Source organism: Arthrobacter sp. 05T410 (assembly GCF_056396505.1).
The window spans coordinates 225815-247988 of the sequence record NZ_JBFTLP010000006.1; the positions used below are offsets into that span (position 1 = coordinate 225815).

Annotated in this window: 23 protein-coding genes; 12 read left to right on the forward strand and 11 right to left on the reverse strand. The window is 67.2% G+C overall.

Features of this window, described 5'->3' with window-relative positions; genetic code table 11:
* The first annotated feature begins 14 nt into the window (after nt 1–14).
* From AC1DFR_RS11260 to AC1DFR_RS11290, 7 genes are read left to right on the forward strand one after another with little or no spacing between them, the layout of a single operon-like run.
* Nucleotides 15–1112 (forward strand): amino acid ABC transporter permease, encoded by a 1098-nt coding sequence (locus AC1DFR_RS11260; RefSeq protein WP_476873338.1) that lies wholly within the window; start codon nt 15–17, stop codon nt 1110–1112.
* Nucleotides 1109–1969 (forward strand): amino acid ABC transporter ATP-binding protein, encoded by an 861-nt coding sequence (locus tag AC1DFR_RS11265; RefSeq protein ID WP_476859542.1) that lies wholly within the window; start codon nt 1109–1111, stop codon nt 1967–1969. Before AC1DFR_RS11260 ends, AC1DFR_RS11265 begins: the two co-directional genes overlap by 4 nt.
* 14 nt (nt 1970–1983) lie before the next feature.
* Nucleotides 1984–3042, forward strand: a complete 1059-nt coding sequence (locus tag AC1DFR_RS11270) for an ABC transporter substrate-binding protein (RefSeq protein ID WP_476873339.1) — start codon at nt 1984–1986, stop codon at nt 3040–3042.
* Nucleotides 3039–4199, forward strand: a complete 1161-nt coding sequence (locus tag AC1DFR_RS11275; RefSeq protein ID WP_476873340.1) for an LLM class flavin-dependent oxidoreductase — start codon at nt 3039–3041, stop codon at nt 4197–4199. Before AC1DFR_RS11270 ends, AC1DFR_RS11275 begins: the two co-directional genes overlap by 4 nt.
* A complete protein-coding gene (locus AC1DFR_RS11280; protein WP_476873341.1) occupies nt 4183–5070 on the forward strand; it encodes a DUF1684 domain-containing protein in 888 nt (295 codons plus the stop codon). Before AC1DFR_RS11275 ends, AC1DFR_RS11280 begins: the two co-directional genes overlap by 17 nt.
* Nucleotides 5067–6227 (forward strand): LLM class flavin-dependent oxidoreductase, encoded by a 1161-nt coding sequence (locus AC1DFR_RS11285; protein ID WP_476873342.1) that lies wholly within the window; start codon nt 5067–5069, stop codon nt 6225–6227. The genes AC1DFR_RS11280 and AC1DFR_RS11285 overlap by 4 nt, the downstream gene beginning before the upstream one ends.
* Nucleotides 6228–6237: 10 nt before the next feature.
* Entirely contained in the window at nt 6238–7683 is a 1446-nt protein-coding gene (locus AC1DFR_RS11290; RefSeq protein ID WP_476873343.1) for an NtaA/DmoA family FMN-dependent monooxygenase, read from the forward strand.
* 170 nt (nt 7684–7853) lie between these two features.
* Here the strand turns inward: AC1DFR_RS11290 and AC1DFR_RS11295 are convergent, their stop codons facing one another.
* A complete protein-coding gene (locus tag AC1DFR_RS11295; RefSeq protein ID WP_476849953.1) occupies nt 7854–8837 on the reverse strand; it encodes an ABC transporter substrate-binding protein in 984 nt (327 codons plus the stop codon).
* 283 nt (nt 8838–9120) lie between these two features.
* Here AC1DFR_RS11295 and AC1DFR_RS11300 point away from each other — a divergent pair, with 283 nt between their 5' ends.
* Nucleotides 9121–9660 (forward strand): SRPBCC family protein, encoded by a 540-nt coding sequence (locus AC1DFR_RS11300; RefSeq protein ID WP_476849954.1) that lies wholly within the window; start codon nt 9121–9123, stop codon nt 9658–9660.
* Complete coding sequence (locus AC1DFR_RS11305; protein WP_476849955.1) at nt 9661–10263, forward strand: DUF6919 domain-containing protein; 603 nt, start codon at nt 9661–9663, stop codon at nt 10261–10263.
* A 50-nt stretch (nt 10264–10313) separates the two neighbouring features.
* On the opposite strand, the gene AC1DFR_RS11310 is transcribed toward AC1DFR_RS11305, so the two are convergent.
* On the reverse strand, nt 10314–10643 hold the full coding sequence (locus AC1DFR_RS11310; protein ID WP_028275943.1) for an antibiotic biosynthesis monooxygenase family protein: 330 nt from the start codon (nt 10641–10643) through the stop codon (nt 10314–10316).
* 228 nt (nt 10644–10871) lie between these two features.
* Between AC1DFR_RS11310 and AC1DFR_RS11315 the strand changes: the two genes are divergently transcribed.
* Nucleotides 10872–11192: a GYD domain-containing protein gene (locus AC1DFR_RS11315; RefSeq protein WP_476849956.1), complete on the forward strand. Its 321-nt coding sequence runs from the start codon at nt 10872–10874 to the stop codon at nt 11190–11192.
* A gap of 107 nt (nt 11193–11299) precedes the next feature.
* On the opposite strand, the gene AC1DFR_RS11320 is transcribed toward AC1DFR_RS11315, so the two are convergent.
* Both AC1DFR_RS11320 and AC1DFR_RS11325 read right to left on the reverse strand, forming a co-directional pair.
* A complete protein-coding gene (locus AC1DFR_RS11320) occupies nt 11300–11707 on the reverse strand; it encodes a (R)-mandelonitrile lyase (RefSeq protein WP_476856078.1) in 408 nt (135 codons plus the stop codon).
* 86 nt (nt 11708–11793) lie between these two features.
* Entirely contained in the window at nt 11794–12837 is a 1044-nt protein-coding gene (locus AC1DFR_RS11325) for an NAD(P)-dependent alcohol dehydrogenase (protein WP_476849958.1), read from the reverse strand.
* A gap of 144 nt (nt 12838–12981) precedes the next feature.
* Here AC1DFR_RS11325 and AC1DFR_RS11330 point away from each other — a divergent pair, with 144 nt between their 5' ends.
* Nucleotides 12982–13875, forward strand: a complete 894-nt coding sequence (locus tag AC1DFR_RS11330) for a helix-turn-helix transcriptional regulator (RefSeq protein ID WP_476873344.1) — start codon at nt 12982–12984, stop codon at nt 13873–13875.
* 19 nt (nt 13876–13894) lie between these two features.
* Here AC1DFR_RS11330 and AC1DFR_RS11335 read toward each other — a convergent pair whose 3' ends face one another.
* On the reverse strand, nt 13895–14311 hold the full coding sequence (locus tag AC1DFR_RS11335) for a DUF7793 family protein (protein WP_476849960.1): 417 nt from the start codon (nt 14309–14311) through the stop codon (nt 13895–13897).
* Between the two features lie 256 nt (nt 14312–14567).
* Between AC1DFR_RS11335 and AC1DFR_RS11340 the strand changes: the two genes are divergently transcribed.
* Nucleotides 14568–15410 (forward strand): alpha/beta hydrolase, encoded by an 843-nt coding sequence (locus AC1DFR_RS11340; protein ID WP_476849961.1) that lies wholly within the window; start codon nt 14568–14570, stop codon nt 15408–15410.
* Nucleotides 15411–15620: 210 nt separating this feature from the next.
* Here the strand turns inward: AC1DFR_RS11340 and AC1DFR_RS11345 are convergent, their stop codons facing one another.
* The 6 genes from AC1DFR_RS11345 to AC1DFR_RS11370 form a co-directional block, all read right to left on the reverse strand.
* Entirely contained in the window at nt 15621–16742 is a 1122-nt protein-coding gene (locus AC1DFR_RS11345; RefSeq protein ID WP_476873345.1) for an ABC transporter ATP-binding protein, read from the reverse strand.
* Between the two features lie 9 nt (nt 16743–16751).
* Nucleotides 16752–17579, reverse strand: coding sequence for an ABC transporter permease (locus AC1DFR_RS11350; protein ID WP_026539571.1), 828 nt, complete (start codon nt 17577–17579; stop codon nt 16752–16754).
* A complete protein-coding gene (locus AC1DFR_RS11355; RefSeq protein ID WP_476873346.1) occupies nt 17566–18453 on the reverse strand; it encodes an ABC transporter permease in 888 nt (295 codons plus the stop codon). The genes AC1DFR_RS11350 and AC1DFR_RS11355 overlap by 14 nt, the downstream gene beginning before the upstream one ends.
* 1 nt (nt 18454) lies before the next feature.
* Nucleotides 18455–19549, reverse strand: a complete 1095-nt coding sequence (locus tag AC1DFR_RS11360) for an extracellular solute-binding protein (protein WP_018775012.1) — start codon at nt 19547–19549, stop codon at nt 18455–18457.
* Between the two features lie 319 nt (nt 19550–19868).
* Complete coding sequence (locus tag AC1DFR_RS11365) at nt 19869–21068, reverse strand: metal-dependent hydrolase family protein (protein WP_476870239.1); 1200 nt, start codon at nt 21066–21068, stop codon at nt 19869–19871.
* A gap of 50 nt (nt 21069–21118) precedes the next feature.
* Complete coding sequence (locus AC1DFR_RS11370; protein ID WP_243178260.1) at nt 21119–22168, reverse strand: LacI family DNA-binding transcriptional regulator; 1050 nt, start codon at nt 22166–22168, stop codon at nt 21119–21121.
* Nucleotides 22169–22174: the final 6 nt, after the last annotated feature.

Sequence of the window (22174 nt, forward strand, 5' to 3'; positions counted from 1 at the left end):
AAGCGAGGTGGCGCATGAGTTCAACAGCAACCCCGGTGGCACAGTCCTCCCCGGAGCCGGCGTCCGCCGGCATCGAATCCGCACCCGAGACCGCGGAGGTCCGGCCCGCAGGACCCGTACCCGCCGGCGAGACCGCACCGGCCGGAACTGTCGGCTCCGGTTCGGTGGGCCGCAAGGCCGCAACCGACTACGCCGACTACCGGCTGGTCCCGGCCCGCCATCCGTGGCGCTGGGTGGGCACCGCCGTCGTCGCCGTGGGCGTGGCCGGCATTGCCTGGTCGCTGGCCACCAACCCGCGCTGGGAGTGGGGCGTGGTGGCGCGGTGGTTCACGGCGCAGTCGATCGTGAACGGCCTGCTGGAGACCCTGAAACTGACGGCGATCTCCGGGGCGCTCGGCTTCATCCTGGGGTTCATCCTGGCGCTGATGCGGCTGTCCGCGTCGCCCCTGCTGGTCTCCGTCTCCTGGACGTTCTCCTGGATTTTCCGGTCCACGCCGCTGCTGGTGCAGATGCTGCTCTGGTACAACCTGGGCTACCTCTACGAGAAAATCAGCCTGGGGCTCCCCTTCACGGACGTGCGCTTCTTTGAAGCCCAGACCACCACCCTGATCAGCCAGTTCGCCGCTGCAGTCCTCGGCCTGACCCTGAACCAGGCCGCCTACTCCGCCGAGATCATCCGCGGCGGCATCCTGTCCGTGGACCAGGGCCAGCTCGAGGCCGCAACCGCCCTGGGCATCCCGGCCTGGCGGCGTTCCACCAGGATCGTCCTCCCCCAGGCCATGCGGGCCATCCTCCCCACCGCCTTCAACGAGGTGATCGGCCTCGTCAAGGGCACCTCAATCGTCTACGTCCTGGCCTATTCCGAGCTGTTCTACACCGTCCAGGTCATTTACAACCGCACCCAGCAGGTCCTGCCGCTGCTGCTCGTGGCCACGCTCTGGTACATCGTCATCACCTCGGTCCTGAGCGTCTTCCAGTACTACATCGAGCGGCACTACTCCAAGGGCGCGGTCCGCACGCTGCCCCTGACCCCGCTGCAGAAGGCCCGCAAATTCCTCGCCATCCATACGCCCGCCGCCCGGGAATCGAACCAGGAAAGGGGCACCCGATGAGCACCGCACTCCGTACGACCACCCAGACCCCGTCCGCGGCCGCTGCCACGGACGCCGTAACCACCCGCGGCCTTGTCGAGATCACGAAGGTCCGCAAGTCCTTCGGCGCCGCGGAAGTCCTCAAGGGCATCACGCTGACGGTCGAGCCCGGGGGTGTCGCCGTGATCGTCGGACCGTCCGGATCCGGCAAATCCACCCTCCTGCGCACCATCAACCACCTCGAAAAGGTCGACGCCGGGTTCATCGCGATCGACGGCACGCTGGTGGGCTACGAGGTCCGCGGGCGCCGGCTCCACGAGTTGCGCGAAAAGAACATCCTGAAGCAGCGCACCGAGATCGGCATGGTGTTCCAGAACTTCAACCTCTTCCCGCACCTGACCGCGCTGGAAAACGTCACCGAGGCACCGATCGTCGCGCCGCGGACCGGAAAACCCCGGCTCTCCAAGACCGAGGCCCGCGACCGCGGGCTGGAACTGCTGGACCGCGTGGGCCTGAAGGACCGTGCCGGCGCCTACCCGCGCCAGCTGTCCGGCGGCCAGCAGCAGCGCGTCGCGATCGCCCGGGCGCTTGCCCTGGACCCGAAGATCCTGCTCTTCGACGAGCCCACGTCGGCCCTGGACCCGGAACTGGTCAACGAGGTCCTGGACGTCATCCGCGGGCTGGCCAAGTCCGGCACCACGCTGATCATCGTCACGCATGAGATGGGCTTCGCCCGCGACGTCGCCGACACGGTGGTGTTCATGGACCAGGGCCAGATCGTCGAGCAAGGCACACCCCAGGAAATTTTCACCAACCCGCGCGAAGTTCGCACCCGGAGCTTCTTCTCCAAAGTCATCGAACCCGCTTTCAACATCTAAGGAACCCCATGGCAATGAGCTCCGCCCTCCGCACCGCCCGCGCGAGTACTGGTCCCCGGCGGACGCGTGCGGCGCTTCCCGCCGTCGTCCTCATCGGCACCCTGTCCGGCACCGTGGCCCTGAGTGGCTGCGCGGATCCCGGCGCATCTGCCGCGTCCGGCGGGCAGCCGGCGACGACGGCTGCCCGCAACGGCGTCGTCTACAACACCTCGCCGGACCAGCAGCGGATCCGGGCCGAGAAGGACGCATCCCTGGCCGCGAAGGTCCCCGCGCTGATCGGCAAGGACGGCAAGCTGACCGTCGCGACGACGGCGGGCGCGATTCCGCTGTCCTTCCACGCCACGGACGACAAGACCCCGATCGGCGTGGAGGTGGACCTGGCCCAGCTGGTCGCGGACAAGCTGGGCCTGGACCTGGACGTCCAGGTGACCTCCTGGGAGAACTGGCCGTTGAAGACCCAGTCCGGCGACTTCGAGGCCGTGTTCTCCAATGTGGGCATCAACGCCGCCCGCGTGAAGCTCTTCGACTTCTCCAGCTACCGCGCCGCGTACATGGGCTTCGAGGCGAAGAAGAGCTCCGGTTACAACATCAAGGGCTCGGACGACATCTCCGGGCTGAAGATCTCGGTGGGCTCGGGCACCAACCAGGAGAAGATCCTGATCGCCTGGAACAAGGAGCTCGAGGCCAAGGGCAAGGCGCCCGCGGTGCTGCAGTACTACTCCTCCGACGCCGACACCATCCTGGCGCTGTCCTCCGGCCGCACCGACTTGAACCTCGCGCCCTACCCGTCCGTCACGTACCGGGAAAACACCCGCGACGACCTCAAGGTGGTGGGCAAGGTCAACGCCGGCTGGCCGTCCGAGACCCTGGTCGCGGCCACCACGCTCAAGGGCAACGGCCTGGCCCCGGCCATCACGGACGCCCTGAACTCCGCGATCAAGGACGGCTCCTACGCCAAGGTCCTGGACCGCTGGGGACTTTCCGAGGAAGCCCTTCCCGAGTCCACGACCGTCACTGAGGGCAACTTCGGGCCAGCCCCTGCAGGGAAGACCCAGACAGGGAAAACACAGTGAGGTTCCAGGTCCTCGACATCATCCCGCACCTGAAGAACCCGGTCACCGGGGAGATCGTCTCCACCGCGGACCGGCTCAACCAGGTGGTGGAGACCGCGCGCCGGGCGGAGGGCCTCGGCTACGACAGCTTCTCCGTCGGGGAACGCCACGCGGGTGAGTTCATCTCCTCCTCCCCCACCACCGTGCTCGCCGCCATCGCCGCCGTCACCACCAGGATCCGGCTGCAAAGCGGCGTGACGGTGCTGTCCGTGCTGGACCCGGTGCGGGTCGCCGAGGACTACGCCACGATCGACCAGCTCAGCCGCGGCCGGCTGGAACTGGTGATCGGCAAGGGCAATGAGGTGCTGCAGTACCCGCTGTTCGGCCTGGACCTGGCGGACCAGTGGGAGCTCCTCGCGGAGAAATATGCCCTGCTCCGCCAGCTGTGGACCGAGGAAAACGTCACGTGGTCCGGGAGGTTCCGCGCCGCGCTGACGGAGCCCACCACCACGACGCCGCGGCCCTTCGCCGGGGCGCCGCGGGTCTGGCACGGCTCCGCCACCAGCCTGGCCTCGGCGGCGCTGGCGGCGCAGTGGGGCGATCCGCTGTTCACGGCCAACGCGATCCAGCCGCGGGAAAACTACAAGGTGCTCATTGACCACTACCGCGAGGAATACGCGCGCCACGGCCACGATCCCCGGCACCAGTACCTGGGCTCCGGATCGGGCGCGGGCGGGGTGTTCATCGCGGACACCACGCAGGAGGCCAAGCGGCAGTTCGGCCCGGTCTACGAGGCTTTCACGACCGGCCGGAACGTTCCCGGCAACAACTCCCCCTACCGGGACATCGACCACGCCGTCGCCGACGGTCCGGCCCTGGTGGGCAGCGCGGAGCAGGTGATCGACAAGATCCTCAGCTACCACGCGCTCTACGGCCACGACCTGCAGTCCATCTCGCTGCCCACCACACTGCCCTTCGCCCAGCAGCTGGAAATCCTCGAGCGCTTCGCCCTCGAAATCATTCCGGCCGTCCGCGCCGCCGCGCCCACCACGCTCTGGGCCGACGGCGACCCGCACGCCGGCCGGCCTGCATTCGCCGGCACAACTGAGACCGACGCCGCCGCCCGCGTCACGGCCGACCACACCCACCACAGGAGCTCTCATGTCCACGCCCACTGACACCGACGGCAGTCCTGACATTCGTCCCGACCGCCGTCCCGACAATGAATTCCAAGCCGCCTGGGCGGACTGGCATGCCGCGCACGAACGCCACCGCGCCGACCCCCACGGCTTCCTCGCCGTTACGCACCTGCATTGGCTCGATGCCGCGCCCGCCCGGCTGGACGGCGCGCCGGGCACCTGGAGCGTCGAGGACGGCGCAGTCCGCCTGGCTTTGGGGGCCGGCGAACGCGTCCTTCGCGACGGGCGGGAACTGAACGCCGACGGGACCGGAGCCACAGTGTTCCTCGGCCCCATCCCCGAGCGCGACGGCCTGAATCTGCGGGTGGAGGATGCCGGCGCCGGCCATACCGTGATCGAGCTCGCCAAACGCGGCGGCCGCTATGTCGTGCGGCCGCGGCATCCCCTGAACCCCCTGCTCACCGGCTACCGCGGGACGCCCGCCTACGCCCCCACCCCTGAATATGCCATTTCAGGAATATTCGTCCCGTTCGCCGAACCGCGGCCCACCACCGTGGGCGCGGCGGTCGAAGGAATCCACCACGTCTACGAGGCCCCGGGGGAAATCCACTTCCGGCTCCGCGGCAAGGACCTGAGCCTCACCGCATTCAACGGCCACACTCCGGGCACGCTGTCTGTCCTTTTCACGGACGCGACCTCGGGCAAAAGCACCTACGCGGCCAACCGCTCGCTCACCGTGGCGGCTCCGGGCGCCCACGGCACGGTCTGGCTCGACTTCAACCGGGCGGTGAACCTGCCGTGCGCCTACACAGACCTCGCCACGTGCCCGCTGCCGCCGGCCGAGAACCGCCTGCCGGTGCCCATCGAGGCCGGCGAACAGATCCCCCACGAACGACAGGACGCATCATGAGCACCCATCCCGCCAAGAACGGCCCCCGCGAACACGGCCTGCTCCTGCTGGAGCTCGACGGCGCCGGCAGCCACCCGGCCGCGTGGCGGGTTTCCCGGACGGCCCCGGCAGCCGTGCTGGGCCCGGAACACCTCCGCGGCGCCGTGCTCGCCGCCGAGTCCGCCGGATTCCACGCGGCGACGTTCTCCGACCCCGGCCTGCCGGACCCCGGGCACCCGGACGCCGCGGCCCGGCTCAACGCCCTGCAGCGCGCCGCGTTCGCCGGCCCCGTGACCCGCTCCCTCGCACTGATTCCGGAAGTGGACACCGCCTACACCGAGCCGTTCCACATCTCCACCCAGCTCGCCAGCCTGGACTATGTCTCGGGCGGACGGGCCGGCTGGCTGGTATCCGCTTCATCAAGCGCGGCCGATGCCGCCGCCGTCGGACGCGACACCCTGCGCGGGGACCGGCTCGCCCGCGAGGCCGCCGATTCGATCGAGGTCAGCCGCAGGCTCTGGGACTCCTGGGAGGACAACGCCGTGATCCGCGACGTCCCCACCGGGCGCTACCTCGACGTCGACAAGCTGCATTACATCGACGTCGAAAACGGCAGCTATTCCGTCAAGGGTCCGTTGATCATTCCGCGGCCGCCCCAGGGCCAGCTGCCCGTACTGGCCCCGGCCGGGCTCCTCACCGCGGAGGCCGTCGCGGCCGGGGCAGCCGACGCGCTCCTGGTCTCGGCCCCGACGCCCGGACTCCTGGCCGCCGAGCTCGCGGCGACGCGCGCAGGACTCGCCGCCGGCGGTAACGGTCCTGCGCTGATCGCCGAGCTCGACGTCGTGCTGGACTCCCGCGGCCAGGCCGCCGCCCAGCGGCTGGCCGGGCTGAACGGCCACACCCCGTGGCAGAGCCCGCGCGCACAGTTCATCGGCTCGGCGGTCGGGCTTACCGATCTGCTCACCGAGGTGCTGGCCTGGGCCGAAGGGGTCCGCCTGCACCCCGCCGTGCTGGACACGGATCTTGAGGAACTGACGCGGCTGGTGCTGCCCGAACTGCGCCGGCGCGGGGTCCTCGCCCCCACCAGCCCGGACGCCACATTCCGCGATCAGCTGGGGCTGGCACGGCCAGCCAGCCGCTACGCCGCCGCATCCAGCGCCCCCGGCGCGGAAAACTAAGGAGCCCACCATGAGCCACAGCACCCACCCCGCCGCTGAATTCACCGCGTCCGGGTTCATCCCCTCTGGTCAGCTCCAGCTGGGCGTGTTCTTCCAGGGCGTCAACTCCGGAACCGTCTGGAAGGCGACCGAGTCCGGCTCCCAGACCGACTTCGAATCGTTCCGGCGCATCGCCCAAACCGCCGAGCGCGGCCTGTTCGCGGCGTTCTTCCTCGGCGAAGGCCTGCGGCTGCGCGAGCATCTTGGCCGCCCGCACGCGCTCGACGTCGCCGGCCGTCCCGACGCGCAGACCGCCCTCGCCGCCTTGGCCGCGGTGACCACCAAGATCGGGCTGGTCGCAACCCAGAACACCACGTACAACGACCCCGCAGACCTGGCGCACCGGCTCTCCACGCTGGACCTGCTGTCCGGCGGCCGCGCCGCCTGGAACATCGTCACCACGGACAACGCCTGGACCGGCGCCAACTTCCGGCGCGGCGGTTACCTGGACCACGCCGACCGGTACACCCACGCCGAGGCCTTCGTGGAAACCGCCAAGCGGATCTGGGACGCGTGGGACGACGGCGCCGTCGCGGGCTCAGCCTCCGCCGAGCGGTGGTCGGCGGAGGGCGCGGTCCGGCGGGTGCGCCACACCGGCCGGCACTACACCGTCGACGTCACCCCGCGGTTGCCGCGCAGCGCCCAGTACCGGCCGGTGCTGTTCCAGGCCGGGGATTCGCCCGCGGGCAGGGACTTCGCCGCCCGGCAGGCGGACGTCATCTTTTCCGCGCACCCGCAGCTCGATGACGCCCTGGAGTTCCGCCGCGACATCGTGGAGCGCACCCTCCGGGCCGGCCGCGGCGCCCAGGACGTGAAGATCATGCCAGCCAGCGAGTTCATCCTCGCCGCCACGCCGCGGGAGGCCCTCGAAAAGAAGGCCTGGGTCCGCAGTCTGCAGATCGGCCCGCAGCAGGCCATCGCGTACCTCGAACAGTTCTGGGGCCGGGAACTGCAGGGCTACGACCCCGACGGCCCGCTGCCGGACATCGACCCCGTGGTCGAAGAAACCTCCGAAACGCGCGGCAGCGGATTCCACGGCGCCAAGGCACGCCAGCTGGCCGACCAGTGGCGGGCCGAGGCCACGGAGAAGGGCCTGTCCATCCGCCAATTCGTCTCGGCCAAGACCAGCCGGGGCGACTCCACCTTCACCGGCTCGTACACCGAGGTCGCGGACCGGCTCAGCGAGTATGCCCGGACCGGTGCCGTCGACGGCTTCAACATCTCGCCGTGGCTGATCCCGTCCGGCCTCGACGACATCGTCAACCACCTCGTCCCGGAACTGCAGGAGCGCGGCGTGTACCCCACGGAATACGCGGGTAGCACGCTGCGGGAGAACCTCGGCCTGGCCGTGCCGGTGCGCACAGGTGCCAGCGTCGAGGCCGGCATCGATTCAGGTTCGGTCACGGCACAGGCCTAGACGATCACCGCTGCTTCACCACGCAGGCACAACGAATCCCCGCCGGAGACGTTCCCGGCGGGGATTCGTTGGCTTTCGGCACCGTTCAGACAACCAACGCGGGGTCACATCGCGCCCATAATCCTCTCCGGGATGGGCGCGATGTGACCCCGCGTTGGATTTAGGGCGGGCTACTGCTTCGGCAGGCCCGCCGGGTTCAGCTCCGACTTCGCGACGGCTTCCGCGGACAACCCCCAGCGGTCCAGGATCTTGGCGTAGCTTCCGTCCTGGATCAGATGGTTCAGTCCGGCCTGGGCCGCTGCGGCAAACCCGTTGTCCTTCTTGGTGGTGACGGCGATGCTGGCCTTCAGCGGCCAGCCGCCGTCGACCAGGCCGACGAGCTTTGTCTTGGCGTCGGAGGCCGCCTTGTAGGCCGCCGTGGCGTTGGGGCCGAACGTGAGGTCCGCCCGTCCGGACTGGATGGCGAGCTGGGAGGCGGAGTCGTCGTCGTAATACTGGAACTCCACGGGCTTGAGGCCGTTTTTCTTGTTCTCCTCATCCCAGCGCAGCAGGATTGCCTCCTGGTTGGTGCCGGAACCGACGATCACGCGCTTGCCGGCGACGTCCGGGGCCGATTCGACCTTGGTGACGCTGCTGTCCGCCTTGGCGTAGAAGCCGAGCTTGTCCTCACGGTAGCTGGCGAAGTCGAACTTGAGCTTGCGCTCCTCCGTGACGGTGACATTGGAGAGCACAGCCTCGTACTTGCCGGAATCGACGCCGAGCGGCCAGTCGGCCCAGGCCGTCGGGACAATGTCTGCCTCCAGGCCCAGGGACTCGGCCAGAGCGACGGCGATATCCACCTCGTTGCCCACCGGGGTCTTGTTGTCGGTGGCGTAAACGGCCAGCGGCGCCGCAAACGGGCTCACCGCCACGGTCAGCTTCCCGTCCTTCTTAATGGCTTCCGGGACGAGCGCGGCGGCCGCGGCATCCACCGTGGCCTTGACGCGGTCCTGCTGCGGCGAGAGGTTGAACTGCTTCACCCCGGTGGACGACGACGCCGCTGCCGACGGGCCGCCGGCAGCGGCGGCGCCGGGATCGGAGCAGGCCGCCAGACCCAGGACAGTGGTGGCCGCCAACGCGACCGCGGCGCCTGATTTAAGCGAAAGACTGGACATGTTCTCCCCTTGAGAGTGGACTGAAATGGTGCTGGTGCCAGCAACTATCCGGGGCCCGGGAGAGCCGGTCAAAGCGCCGTGAAACCGGGTGAAACCAAGGGATACAGGCGGTAATACCCGTTCATCCGGCGTCCGCGGACGCTGCCTGCGGACGCCCTGTGTTACCGAAGATTGCCCTGCGTGACGCGACGGGACGGAATTGTTCACGGCAGGCCGCAACTGGCCTAGCCTGCATAGAAGACCTGCAAGGTGACAGCACGACACAGGAGGGGTGAACTTGTCAGTGAGCACGCACCAGCAAACGCACCGGACCACGCACCGGCTCGGCATCAACGCCCCGGCGGACCTTGTCTTCAGCATGCTGCGCGACGCCTCACACTGGCCCTACCTCGAGGGCCTGACGGTGTACTCGGAGCGCGTCAGCGGCGACGACGCCGGCCACGAGCTGCGCACGTCCGTGGTGTCCAACGGCTCACTCAGTTCAAGCCACTGCTGGCGCGTCTTTGACACCGCCAGCCACCGCGCCCAGTTCCACCAGCTGGACCTCGAGCCCCCGTTCCGGGAGCTCGGCGGCGACTGGGCGATCCTGCCGGCGGACGGGCTCTCCGTGGTCACGCTGAACCATGAGTTCGAGGTCGACGACGAGCACCTCACCGAGCGGATCCGTGCGATCATCGAGGACTACAGCCGGCGTGAACTGGAGGCGCTGCGGATCAGCTGCGAACGGTTGTCCGTCCTCCTGCAGCACCACGCCCCGCAGACGCACCCCACCCCACATCTCACGGCGCAGTCCACCCCGCACCCCACAGCACAGGAGGCCTAAATGTCAGAGGCCAGGTTCACGACGGAACGGGACAGCTTCGGCCGGCTTCTCGCGGACCGCGAAGTCTGGCGGCAGGCCTCCACCATCCCGGCGGCCGGCGAACTGACCGCCCGTTGGCTGGAGGGCAACAGCCAATACCAGCCGGGAGTCTTCGCGCCCGGGTTCGACGAGGAGACCGCGGCCATCGCCGGAGAGCTCGCCCGGCTGAACCGCAACGGGCTCTTCACCAAGGAATCGCAGCCGGGCGTTCAGGCCGGGGGCCACGCGCAGCGCGCCTACGTGACGGCCTTCTGCGGCCCGGAGGCGGCGACGGCACTCCTGGCCCTGTCCGCAAGGACCGGTCTGGTGACGGTCGTCCACGACCCCGGTGAGGCGAGCAGCGTCTCCATCCCGGTGACCGTACAGGACGACGACGTCGCGACCTTGCTCGGCAGCAGCGAGGGGCCCGTTGGGGAGGACCAGCTCAGGGACTGGGCAGCCGAGACCAATGAGACCTTGGCCCTGGTCCTGGCGGATGCCTGGTATGTGGAAATCTTCGATCCCGTCTGGGGCCGGAACGATGTCCTGTTGGCCGCCGTACTCGAGGCGCTGCAGGCCGCTTAGCCGCGGGAACGCGCGCCGCGCAGCCGGCGGCGACCCGGTTCCCGGTAAATTCACATATCGGTCGCATCCCACCCGATGCTCGCGGCCTCGTCCAGGGTGCGCGCCTCGAAATGCTCCAGCATGTCCTTCATTGCCTCGAGGCCCTGCTTGAACAGGGCAGAATCCCGCCACTGTTCAATCTGTTCCAGGGACTCCCACGGGCCGGTGCTGATGAACCTGTTCTTGACGTCGCGATCGTGCATCAGCACGGCTTTGGCGTTGGGAAAGTCTTCCTTCGTCTTCCTGGCCAGATCCCGCCAGGCCTGCACAAAATCGTTCTCGCGGCCGGGATGCACCAGCCAGATTCCGAGCGTATAAACAGACACGTCGATCGCCTCCATTGTCCGTACGGGTTGATACGCCGATTATGTTCCTGTCCTCCGGCCGGCGGTAGTGCCGGACCGCCCGGAGCCCGGTTGTGGCCGCAAATGAACCGTTGTAAGGGTGAAGTGGAAGGCCTAGCATGTGGGCAGACCCCCACTCTGGGGCCAGCCTCGGACCTTCCATCGTTGGGAGCGGGCACACGTTCGGATGCCGATGTCCTGGGCGAACACAGGATAGGAAAAACGATGAGCAAATATCTGTTCGAAGCGAACTACGTCGGCGACGGAATCAAGGGACTCATGCGTGAGGGCGGCACCAAACGGCGTGATGCCGTTGTCGAAGCCCTCAAATCGGTGGACGGCTCACTGGAAAGCTTCTACTACGCCTTCGGGGAGACCGACGTCGTCGGAGTCTTCGATATCCCCGACCAGGCCAACGCCGTCGCCCTGTCGCTGATGATCAATTCCACCGGCGCCGTAAACCTGCACATGAAACCGCTCATGTCAGCAGAGGATCTCGACGCGGCAGCCAAGAAGACGCCGTCGTACCGGGCCCCCGGGCAATAGCCCACGCGGTGCCCGGCGTGCCGGTGCGGGGCCAGTCCCCCGGGCTGGCCCCGCACCGGCAGCGCCGGATGTTTTAGCGCAGCCGCGCTAACTGCCTGGCGGTCGTGCTACTTGGCGCCGTTGTATTCCTCGTCGGTCACGAGGTCACCCCACTCGGACTCCGCGCCCTCCGCGGGCGCTTCCCACATCGCGAGGTGGGTCATGAAATGGTCCGGCGCGGCCCCGTGCCAGTGCCATTCGCCCGGCGGCGTGTAGATCGTGTCGCCGGGGCGGATTTCGGTCACTTCGCCGCCGCGGGCCTGGACCAGGCCGACACCTTCGGTGACGTGCAGGGTCTGTCCGACGGCGTGCGAGTGCCAGGCCGTGCGGGCGCACGGGGCAAAGTGCACCGCGTTGACGCGCATGCGGGACGGTTCGGGCTGCGGGGCCGCGACGACGTCAAACCAGACGTCGCCGGTGAACATCTGCGCCGGTCCCTTGACGCTTGGCTTCCTGGCTTGGATCTCCACTGTCATTTCCTCACAGGGTGTTTTGTCGGGCGGCGGGCGCGACCGGAGGCCGCGTCCGCCCACTCCCGGGGTTCTTCGTGCGCTCCTGCGTCCTAATTCAGGGTCGCGGTGTCGATCACGAAGCGGTAGCGGACGTCGGAGGCCAGGACGCGCTCGTAGGCGTCGTTGATCTTCGCGGCCGGGATGACCTCGATTTCGGCGCCCAGGCCGTGCTCGGCGCAGAAGTTGAGCATTTCCTGGGTTTCCCGGATGCCGCCGATCATCGAGCCGGCGAAGGAACGGCGGCCCATGATCAGGGCGAACGCGTTCACCGGGAGCGGTTCCGCGGGGGCGCCGACGTTGACCAGTGCGCCGTCGAGGGTCAGCAGCTGCAGGTAGGAGCTGATGTCGATCGCGGCACTGACCGTGTTGATGATCAGGTCAAAAGTGCCGGCAAGGTCCGTGAAAGTGTTCTCGTCGCTCGTGGCGTAGTAATGGTCCGCGCCCAGCTTCAGCCCGTCTTCCTGCTTCTTCAGCGACTGCGACAGGACCGTGACCTCGGCGCCCATGGCGTGGGCGATCTTGACCGCCATGTGGCCGAGTCCGCCGAGTCCGACGATCGCGACCTTCTTGCCGGGACCCGCGCCCCAGTGGTTCAGCGGCGAGTAGGTGGTGATGCCGGCGCACAGCAGCGGCGCGGCGACGTCGAGCTCGATGCCCTCGGGAATGGTGACCACGAAATCTTCGGTCACAACGACGTGGGTGGAGTAGCCGCCCTGGGTGATGGTGCCGTCACGGTCGACGGCGCCATAGGTGCCGGTGTTCCCGGCGAGGCAGTATTGCTCCTCGCCGGCCTGGCAGTTGACGCACTCGCCGCAGGAGTTGACCATGCAGCCGACGCCGACCCGGTCACCGACGGCGTGCTTGGTCACGGCCGTGCCCACCTCGGTGACAATGCCGGCAATTTCATGGCCGGGAACCAGCGGATAGGTCTGCGGGCCCCAGTCGCCGCGGACAGTGTGGATATCGGAATGGCAGATCCCGGCGTACTTGATCTCGATCAGGACATCGTGCGGTCCAACGTCGCGGCGCTCGATGGTGGTGAGGGCGAGCGGCTCGGTCGCGGACGGTGATGCGTAAGCGTTGACGGTAGGCAATGAATCTCCTGCTTGTTGATCGTTGGGGGTTGTTCAACGGAACACCATCCATCAAACCCGGTAACGCAGCCGTGAGGGAGTCCCTGCTGATAGGGGTACTGGCAGGGCCTCCCTCAGAGAGCCCAAAGGCCTAACGTTGATGGCATGGATAATCGAGAGGCGACCCGCGAGTTCCTTGCCTCGCGCCGGGCCAAGATCACCCCCGAAGAGTCGGGATTGCCGATCTACGGCGCGAAACGCCGGGTCCCCGGACTCCGCCGCGGGGAAGTCGCCATGCTGGCCGGCGTCAGCGTCGAGTACTACACGAGGCTGGAGCGGGGAAACCTGTCCGGCGTTTCGGAGGGGGTGCTGGACGCTGTGGCCAGGGCCCTGCAACTCGACGACGCCGAACGGGCCCACCTCTTCGATCTGGCCCGGGCAGCGGCCCCGGGCAGCCGGACCCGCCGTCGTCCCCGTCCCGCGGAGTCCGTCCGGCGCAGCGTTCAGCTGACGCTGAACGCCATCGCCAACGCGCCCGCCTTTGTGCGGAACGGACGCATGGACATCCTTGCGGCCAACCCGCTGGGCCATGCCCTGTATACGGACATGTACGCGGGTCCGGCCCGCCCGGCCAACCATGCCCGGTTCATCTTCCTGGACGCACGATCGCGCAGCTTCTACCCGGACTGGGGCCGTGCGGCGAGCGACACCGTCGCGATCCTGCGCACCGAGGCCGGCCGGGACCCCTACGACCGCGGGCTGACCGACCTGGTCGGGGAACTATCGACGCGGAGCGAGGAATTCCGCACCTTGTGGGCGGCGCATAACGTGCGCCAGCACTACACCGGGCTCAAGCACTTGCACCACCCGGTGGTCGGGGATCTCCACCTGATGTACGAGGCAATGGACGTCTCCGCCGACGCCGGGCTGTCCCTGCTGGTCTACAACGCCGAGCCCGGCTCCGCGTCGGAAGATGCGCTGCGGCTGCTGGCCAGCTGGGCCGCGACCAACCAGCAAGTCAAGGAGGCCGGGGCGGCTTTTACGGTGGACAAGGCCTAACCGGGGCAGGCCGGCACTGTCACGCCAGGGCGGATATGCCGTCCGTGTATCCACCGGACTGGCCGCTGGAGGTGAAGTTGTTCAGCCAGGCCATGGCCTCGTCCCGGGACGTGAAGAATTCGTGGGGGTAGCGGGTGTGCCGGCTCATGGCCGCCGCGATCACACGATCCACTGTGCTCGATCCAAGCACGGCAATCGCCAGAACCCCTGTTGTCTGCGCGAACTCGTACCTGGCGGCCGCGCTGATCTCCACGTCCGTCATTTCGGAGAGCATCGGCATCGGTATTCCGCCGCTGATCTGCGCTACGGCCAGCATCGCGTCCCTGGCATCGTCGACATCAACAAACGTGCCCGGCTGCCAGACGGATGTGATGATGCCCGCACTGATGCTCAGCACGTTCTTTCCGTCAGCAGCTGCTATATGTCCTGGCATCATCGAGACCATTGTAGGGCCGGTCCTGACAAGCCACGGGTTTGGGGCCCGGTGCGCGTGGCGGACCGCAAACCATGGCTGCACTCCGCGTCGCTGACCGGCAAGGCGTACCCCGGGTGCCACGTGGCCCGCAGCCCGTGCCGGTATTCAGCAAAGGCATTGCCTTCGCCATGCCCCGCAGGCATACTCGTGCCTGCGGGAGGACGTCCCCGCGTCCCCCACCGACGACCCGCGATGCACACGCGAACGGATGAGCGCCATGGCTGATATGACGAACCTCGAGCAACAGCAGGTGGACCGGGCGAACGCTTCCGGCCTCAAACCCGTCGTCTTCGTCCACGGACTGTGGCTCCTGTCCAGCAGTTGGGACCGGTGGCGGGCCCTGTATGAGGAGAACGGCTACACCACGCTCGCCCCCACGTGGCCCGATGATCCCGAAAGCGTCGATGAGGCCAGACGCGACCCGGAGGTCTTTGCCAAGAAGATGGTCAGGCAAGTCACGGACCACTACCTCGACGCGATTGGCCAGCTCACCATCAAGCCCGCTGTCGTGGGGCATTCCTTCGGCGGACTCATCGCCCAGAGGATCGCCGGAACCGGAGCCGCCGCAGTCACGGTGGCGATCGATCCCGCACCGTTCCGGGGAGTCCTGCCGCTGCCGGCCTCCGCCTTAAAGTCAGCAGCGCCTGTGATCGCGAATCCCGCCAACGCAAAGCGTGCAGTGTCTTTGACTTTTGACGAATTCCGTTTCGGCTGGGCCAATGCCCTGGACGAGGACGAAGCCCGTCAATTGTTTGACACCTTTCATGTCGCGGCCTCTGGCGTGCCTCTGTTCCAGGCTGCAACCGCAAACCTCAACCCGTTCACCGAGGCCAAGGTCGACACGAAGAATCCGGATCGGGGGCCGTTGCTGATCATCTCCGGGGAGAAAGACCACACCGTGCCGTGGGCCATCGCCAATGCGTCCTACAAGCGTCAAAAAAGAAATTCGGCGCACACGGCAATCAAGGAGCTGCCGGACCGCGGCCACTCTCTCACGATCGATCACGGCTGGCCTGAGGTCGCCCAAACCGCCCTGGACTTCATCAAAGAGTTCGGCTGAGTACTGCCGGCCAGAGTCAACGTGTCCGGCCGAGGGCATGCCCCCTGCCGGCGCTCAGCAGTGGACATGTCCCTCTCTCAGGAATGGACTTGTCCCCCGGCGCGGCCCAGGGATGGACATAGTGGGCATATGTCCATCCCTGGGCGCCGGAGGAGGGCATGTCCCGCGGAGGGATGCCGGAACCGGCCCGGCCGTCACAGCATCCGGCGGTCAGGACTCCAGGACCAGCAGCTGGGCCTTGTCCGCGTCCCAGCCCACCCACAGCTCCTCGTCCGGCCGGATCCCGGCGACACTGTCGGAGCTCAGCTCACGGAGCTGGAGGTCGTGGCCGCCGGCAGTGAGGCGGTGGCGGACCGTGGCGCCAAGATTCGTGGAGGACACCAGGGTCGCGGCGCATCCGTTGCCCGCCGCGGCCCGTGTCCTGAATTTGAGGTGCTCCGGGCGGATGGAGACGGCGTAGTTCTCACCGCTTGCCCCGCGGTCCCGGACCTTTGCCATACCCAGTCCGCCGAGGTCCACCACGGCTTCCTCGCCGTTGCGCTCCACGATGGTGCACGGGATGAGGTTGGTGTCGCCCAGGAAGCTGGCCACCCAGTCGGTCATGGGATGGTTGTACACCTCCTCCGGCGGGCCGGACTGCACGATCTTCCCGTCCCGCATCACCACGATCCGGTCCGACATGGCCATGGCCTCGTCCTGGTCGTGCGTCACGAACAGCACGGAGATGCCCAGGCCCTTCTGCAGGGTCTTGATCTCCTCCTGCATCTGCTCGCGAAGGCGCTTGTCCAGGGCTGCCATCGGCTCATCCAGCAGCAGGGCCGCCGGGTTGAAGACCAGTGCCCGGGCCAGCGCCACCCGCTGCTGCTGTCCGCCCGAGAGCTGGCGCGGCTTGCGCCCGCCCATCTTGCCCAGTCCCACACGGTCGAGAGCTTCCTCGGCGCGCTGGCGGCGTTCCGCGCGCGGCACCTTCCTCATGCGCAGCGCAAACTCCACGTTTTCCAGCGCGCTCATGTGCGGGAACAGGGCGTAGTTCTGAAACACGACACCGAGATTGCGGTCCCGGGGCGGCAGCATGTCCACGGGTTTGCCGTCAATGAGGATGGCTCCGGCGGTGTGTTCTTCAAACCCCGCCACCATCATCATGGTGGTCGTCTTGCCGGAGCCGCTGGGGCCCAGGAGGGTCACGAACTCCCCCGGCTGGACTGTCAGGTCCAGTTCGTCCACGGCAACGACGTCGCCGTAGTGCTTGCTGACCTGGCGGAGCTCAATGGCGCCCTGGGCGGCCCTGCCCGTGCCGGGAATGGGCCCCGCGGAAATCACTGATGCGGTCATCGACTTTCCTTACGTTTGTGCGGACACGGCCAGCGGCAGCATCCGGGTTGAAGAGCGGCGCTTGAGGACAAACAAGACCTGGAGCAGCAGCCCGATGGTGGCGACGCTGACCAGCAGGGCGGAGGACACCGCGATCTTCGGGGTCAGGTTGAACTGGATATCCGTGAACATCTTCACCGGCAACGTGGTGGCCCCCGGGGACTGCATGAACAGGGACATCACCGTCTCATCGATGGAGACCGAGAACGCGAAGAGCGCCCCGGAGATCAGGCCGGGCAGGATGATGGGCAGATACACGTGCCGCAGGACGGAGAGCGGTCCGGCCCCGAGGCTCTGCGCCGACCGGACCAGGGCCGGGTTGAGCCCGGCGAGGCTGGCGCGGGTGGTCAGGTACACATAGGGAGTCGCGATCACGGCGTGCGCAAGGCCGATGGGGACGATGCTGCCCACCATGCCGATCGAGATGAAGAACTGGTAGAACGCCAGCGCCAGCACCACGGTCGGCACGATCATCGGCGCGAGGATCAGACCCACCACGGCGGGCTGGCCGGGAAACTTGCGCCCGTGCAGGCCGATCGCCGCGGTGGCGCCCAGCAGCACGCCGATCACGACGGCGATCGCCGCCGACTGCAGGCTGGCCGTCAGGGCGGAGGTCCAGGCCCGGTCGGCGAAGAATCCGGCCACGGCGGCGAAGGAGATTCCCTCCGGCGGGAAGGTGATGTAGCGGCTGTCGTTCAGCGCGACCGGCACCACAATCGCCGTCGGAATGACGAGGAACAGGAAGGCCGGGATGGAAAGAAGCGCCAGCAGCCGGTGCTGTGGATTAGTTGTCTTCATGTTGGCCTCCTGCCTTGAGGACGCGCTGGTAGACGGCCACGAGGATGCTGACCATGACCGTCAGGATGACGGCCAGCGCAGCGGCCCCGGAGAAGTCCGTGAGCTGTCGGGCGTAGTAGTCGATCTGGTTGGCGATCATCATGTCGCCGGGCCCGCCCATCACCACCGGGGTGATGAAGAAGCCTGTGCTGATGATGAAGACCAGCAGCCCGGCCGCGGAAATGCCGGGCATGCTCAGCGGCAGCGTGATCCTGCGGAAGACGGATCCTTCCCGCGCGCCAAGGGAGCGGGCCGCGAGCCCGAGCCGGTCATCGATCGATGTCAGCGAGGAGAAGATCGGGAACACCGCGTACGGCAGGAGGCAGTGCACCATGCCGACGATCACGGCGAACCGGTTGTGCAGCAACGGGATCGGCGCACCGGTCAGCCCGATTCCCTGCAGGAAGGCGTTCACAATGCCGTTGTCCTGGAGCAGGACCGCCCAGGCGAAGTTCTTCACCAGGATGCCGGTCCAGAACGGCAGGAGTACGACGGCGAACAGGATCACCCGGGTGACGTTGCCGGCCCGCCACAGGACCATGGCGATGATGTAGCCCAGCACCACGGTGACAATGGTGCTGGCCAGGCTGATGGTCAGGGTGTTGACCAGGGCGCGCATCACCAGCGGGTCCTCGAGGACCCGCTGGTAGGCGTTGTCGGCGAAGCTTGCGCCGACCAGTTTGCCCAGCGGCGTCAGGAACAGCACGACGTCGAAGGCAAGGATCGGAGCCAGCAGCAGCCACCAGCCGCTGCGCCGCCGTCGGGGTGCTGTCTCGGCGGAGGCAGGCGCGCCGCGGCCCCGCGGCCGGGGCCGTTCGAGGGTTGCGTTGCTCATGTCAGCTGGCCTGCCAGAGCTTGAACTGCTGCTCGGTCTTCTTCAGGTTCTGCGACCACCACTTGTCGTCGCGGACCAGGATCTTGTCCGCGAGTCGGGGGCTGGTGGGGAGCGTGTCGGCGATTTCCTTCGGCAGCTTGGACAGCGCCGGGGTGTTGGCCAGGGTCAGGTTGGTGACCTTGTCGAACGCCGCGCCGGCCTCGGCGTCGTTGGACATGAAGTTCATCAGTTTGAAGGCCGCTTCCTTGTTCTTGGCGCCCTTCGGAACCACGAAGTAGTCGCCGGCGAGGACGGCGTTTTCGGCGGAGAAGTTCAGTTTCGCGCCGTCGTTGCGGGCTGCGTTAATGCGGTTGTTGAAGCTGGTGGAGAGCGAGACCTCGCCGGAGGTGAGCTGCTGGATGGGCTCCTGGTTGGCGGCGTGGTACAGAAGCCGGTCCTTGCCCGGGTGCTGGCCCAGGACCCTAAGGGCCCGGTCGACGTCGAGCGGGTAGATCTTGTCGAAGGGGACACCGTCGGCCAGCAGCGCGGCTTCCAGGACGGAGCTGTCGGAGAGCTGGTTGTACACCGAGCGCTTGGTGTTGTACTTGCCCTGGTCGAAGAATTGGGCCCAGTCTTTCGGGGCCTGCGCGTCGGAAATGACCTTCTGGTCCCAGGCCATGACAAACAGGAAGCTCAGGTACTTGATGCCGTATTCAGCCTTCGCGTATCCGGGCAGGCCCTTGTCGCTGATGATGTCGTAGTCGAACTTCTCCAGCAGCCCCTCGGCCACGGCCACCTCATACTCCGGCGCCGTGATTTCCACGAGGTCCCACTGCACGTCGCCGGACTGGACCTGGGCCTTGAGCGCGGCCAGGGAGGTGTTGGCCAGCAGTGTCGTCTGGATCCCCGACTGCTTGGAGAACGGGTCCAGGATTGTCTGGGTCAGCTGGTCGTTGTACGAGCCACCATAGGACGTGACGGTCACCGTCTTGTTGGCAGCGGCACTTTCGGCGGGCTTCGCCGCGCAGCCGGAGAGCGCCAGACCCGCAAATGGCGTCAGCGCTGCCGCCTTGAGGAGCTGCCTGCGGTCAAAGGGAGTGGAACGGAATGCTGTCATGGGGGAAGTGCCTCTCATGGACGCGGGCACGCCAAAAGAGGGCGTGCAGGATTGCGGGCGTGGCGGGGTGCGGTGCGTGTGACGCAGTGAAGCGAGAAGAAGTGAAGAGAGAAGGAGAAGTGACAGCTGCGGTTCGCGCGCGCCATCCATTCCAGCTGGAGATCTCGAGTCCGCCTTCCGGCGGCTTTTCGGTTTCGCAACTGTAACTGTGAAGTTGCTCACTAGTCAACAGTTGTATTGCTTTAAGAAACAACGAGATTTCTGCCCCGCGAGCTCCCCTAACGCCGGCCCTCCTGAGCCCGCCCGGGCATCTCCAGGGTCACCGAATGATGCGCCCGTCGTGGATAACAGTCCTCGACCTGTTGTGGTCCCAGAGAACTGCCGGGTCCACAAAGGGGTCGCCGTCCAGAATCACGGCATCGCCCGCCATTCCAGCGCCGATGCTCCCGATGCTTGGGTCCTGAAGGAGCTCTGCGTTTACTGAGGTAAGGGATCTCAGCGTCTCCAAGACGCCTGCCGCCTCGATCTGCAGCCGAATGCCGACAAGCTGATCATCCTCAAGGTCCCCCATCAGGTCGGATCCGAAGCCCACCTTGACTCCGGCCTGCAGGGCCAGTTCCACAGCAATTTTGCCGGCCTCAAGCACCTCGGCGTTCTTGGCCTGGGAAACGGGGTTCAGGCCCATTGCAGCTCCCCTTCGGCTCATGGCGTCGTAGGCGGCAAGCGTCGGCACGAGGAAGCTCCCGTGCTCGGCCATCATCTGCGCCGTGTCCCGGTCCAAGAGGTTCCCGTGTTCTATGGAACGTACCCCGTTTTCCACGGAATGCCTGATTGCCTCGGGTGAATACGCATGGGCCGCCACGTAACTCTTGCGCCGGGTGGCCTCGTCCACCACCGCCCGGACTTCTTCCGCTGAATACTGCGGCAGCCGGATGGGATCTGTCAGGGAGACCACGCCTCCGGAAGTCATGATCTTGATGGCGTGGCTTCCCGTGCGGAACCGATCACGAACTGCCCGGCGCAGGTTGTCCACCCCGTCCACCACGGCGCACATGTGACCGTGATCGAAGCAGACATCCAGATCCGCGGACCGGGGATCGCCATGGCCACCGGTTTGGCTGAGGGCCGGACCCGTGTAGTAGTATCTCGGAGCCGTGACCAGGCCGCTGCGGATGGCCCGGGCCAGCCCGCTGTCCCCGCCGGCCACATCGCGGACGGTCGTGAATCCCCGCCGCACGGCGGCGCCCAAGCGGCGCGCCCCCACCAGTGCGGTGTAGCTCAGGAGCGAGCGCTCAACCTCAAGGCCGCCCAAGCCCACGGCGTACGCGTGAAAGTGGGCATCGATGAGCCCTGGCACCACGACGCGGCCGCCGGCGTCGATCACCTCACCTTCGGGGATGACGTCGCCGGTCTCCTGGATGATCCCGTCCCGGAACAGGATGGATCCGCTCGCCAGCTCGGGCGAATGTCCGTCAAAGATCCGGGCATTGTGGATGGTCAGGGCGTCTGCGTTGGTCATGCTGACAACTCCTCGGGTGAGATGTTCGTGGGTGGGCTCGGTCCGGTTCTCTAGGTGCTGGCCGGTTCCGTGGAACCGCGGACCATCAGTGAACCCTGGAGGATCAGCTGGTGCTGTTCCAAGCCCTTGCCCTCCATGACCCTGCGGAGCTGTTCGCCGGCCCTGGCCCCGAGGGCGTCGCCCGGAAGGTGGACGCTGGTCAGGCCCGGGTTGGACGTGGCCGAATAGGGCAGGTCATCGAAGCCTGCCACGGCCAGTTCCTGCGGAATGCGGACGCCGGCCACCCTGGCTTCCTGCAGCACGCCGTAGGCATGGGTATCGGTGGCGCAGACGACGGCGGTGACACCGTCCCGCTGCCAATCCGGCCACGCCGCGGCGAACGCGCCGGCGGCGGCGCCGACGTCAATGGTGGTGCCGATGACATGGTCCGTGGCCACGGTGATGCCCAGCGCCGCGGACTCCTCTAGGAATGCCGCCCGCCGGATATCGAAGGTCGCCGTGCCGGTCACACTGTCCATGTACGCCGCTTGTTTGTGTCCGGCGTCCGCCAGGTGCCGGGCCAGCAGGCGGGCGCCGTGTCCGACGTCGAGATTCACCGAGGGGGCGAAGGACTCCAAGCCGGGGGCGTCCAGCAGAACGAGAGGCCCAGCGACGGAAAGATCCTCCAGGAACTCCGCGCTGGGCGCATCTACGAGCAGCCCGGCCGGCCGCAAAGCCAGGAGCCTGCGGACGTCGTCGACGCGCGGGAACTCCCCGGCGTCCGTGACGGAGAGCAGCAGCTGGTATTCGGCGCCGAGCGCGCCGCGGACACCTGCAATGACGTTGGCGAAGAAAGGGTTGGAGATGTCCGGCGCCACGAGAATGACGATCGAACTGATGCCCTTGGCTAGCGAACTGCCAATACTGTCCACCACATAGCCGAGTTCCGCAATGGCTTCCCGGACCCGCGAAATGTTGTCCTCCGAGACCCGCCCCTGGGTCTTTCCGTTGGCCACAAGGGAGACCGTTGCGGTGGAGACCCCGGCCCGCGCAGCCACCATCGCCGCAGTGACGCGCGGGGTGCGCCCCCGAAGCTCGTGTACTTGTTCGCCGGATTCCATACCTCG

Bases quoted from the DNA above. Each gene is read 5' to 3' on its own strand.
- AC1DFR_RS11260 (WP_476873338.1), top strand. From the start codon at position 15: ATGAGTTCAACAGCAACCCCGGTGGCACAGTCCTCCCCGGAGCCGGCG.
- AC1DFR_RS11265 (WP_476859542.1), top strand. From the start codon at position 1,109: ATGAGCACCGCACTCCGTACGACCACCCAGACCCCGTCCGCGGCCGCT.
- AC1DFR_RS11270 (WP_476873339.1), top strand. From the start codon at position 1,984: ATGAGCTCCGCCCTCCGCACCGCCCGCGCGAGTACTGGTCCCCGGCGG.
- AC1DFR_RS11280 (WP_476873341.1), top strand. From the start codon at position 4,183: ATGTCCACGCCCACTGACACCGACGGCAGTCCTGACATTCGTCCCGAC.
- AC1DFR_RS11285 (WP_476873342.1), top strand. From the start codon at position 5,067: ATGAGCACCCATCCCGCCAAGAACGGCCCCCGCGAACACGGCCTGCTC.
- AC1DFR_RS11290 (WP_476873343.1), top strand. From the start codon at position 6,238: ATGAGCCACAGCACCCACCCCGCCGCTGAATTCACCGCGTCCGGGTTC.
- AC1DFR_RS11295 (WP_476849953.1), bottom strand. From the start codon at position 8,837: ATGTCCAGTCTTTCGCTTAAATCAGGCGCCGCGGTCGCGTTGGCGGCC.
- AC1DFR_RS11305 (WP_476849955.1), top strand. From the start codon at position 9,661: ATGTCAGAGGCCAGGTTCACGACGGAACGGGACAGCTTCGGCCGGCTT.
- AC1DFR_RS11310 (WP_028275943.1), bottom strand. From the start codon at position 10,643: ATGGAGGCGATCGACGTGTCTGTTTATACGCTCGGAATCTGGCTGGTG.
- AC1DFR_RS11315 (WP_476849956.1), top strand. From the start codon at position 10,872: ATGAGCAAATATCTGTTCGAAGCGAACTACGTCGGCGACGGAATCAAG.
- AC1DFR_RS11320 (WP_476856078.1), bottom strand. From the start codon at position 11,707: ATGACAGTGGAGATCCAAGCCAGGAAGCCAAGCGTCAAGGGACCGGCG.
- AC1DFR_RS11330 (WP_476873344.1), top strand. From the start codon at position 12,982: ATGGATAATCGAGAGGCGACCCGCGAGTTCCTTGCCTCGCGCCGGGCC.
- AC1DFR_RS11335 (WP_476849960.1), bottom strand. From the start codon at position 14,311: ATGATGCCAGGACATATAGCAGCTGCTGACGGAAAGAACGTGCTGAGC.
- AC1DFR_RS11340 (WP_476849961.1), top strand. From the start codon at position 14,568: ATGGCTGATATGACGAACCTCGAGCAACAGCAGGTGGACCGGGCGAAC.
- AC1DFR_RS11345 (WP_476873345.1), bottom strand. From the start codon at position 16,742: ATGACCGCATCAGTGATTTCCGCGGGGCCCATTCCCGGCACGGGCAGG.
- AC1DFR_RS11350 (WP_026539571.1), bottom strand. From the start codon at position 17,579: ATGAAGACAACTAATCCACAGCACCGGCTGCTGGCGCTTCTTTCCATC.
- AC1DFR_RS11355 (WP_476873346.1), bottom strand. From the start codon at position 18,453: ATGAGCAACGCAACCCTCGAACGGCCCCGGCCGCGGGGCCGCGGCGCG.
- AC1DFR_RS11360 (WP_018775012.1), bottom strand. From the start codon at position 19,549: ATGACAGCATTCCGTTCCACTCCCTTTGACCGCAGGCAGCTCCTCAAG.
- AC1DFR_RS11365 (WP_476870239.1), bottom strand. From the start codon at position 21,068: ATGACCAACGCAGACGCCCTGACCATCCACAATGCCCGGATCTTTGAC.
- AC1DFR_RS11370 (WP_243178260.1), bottom strand. From the start codon at position 22,168: ATGGAATCCGGCGAACAAGTACACGAGCTTCGGGGGCGCACCCCGCGC.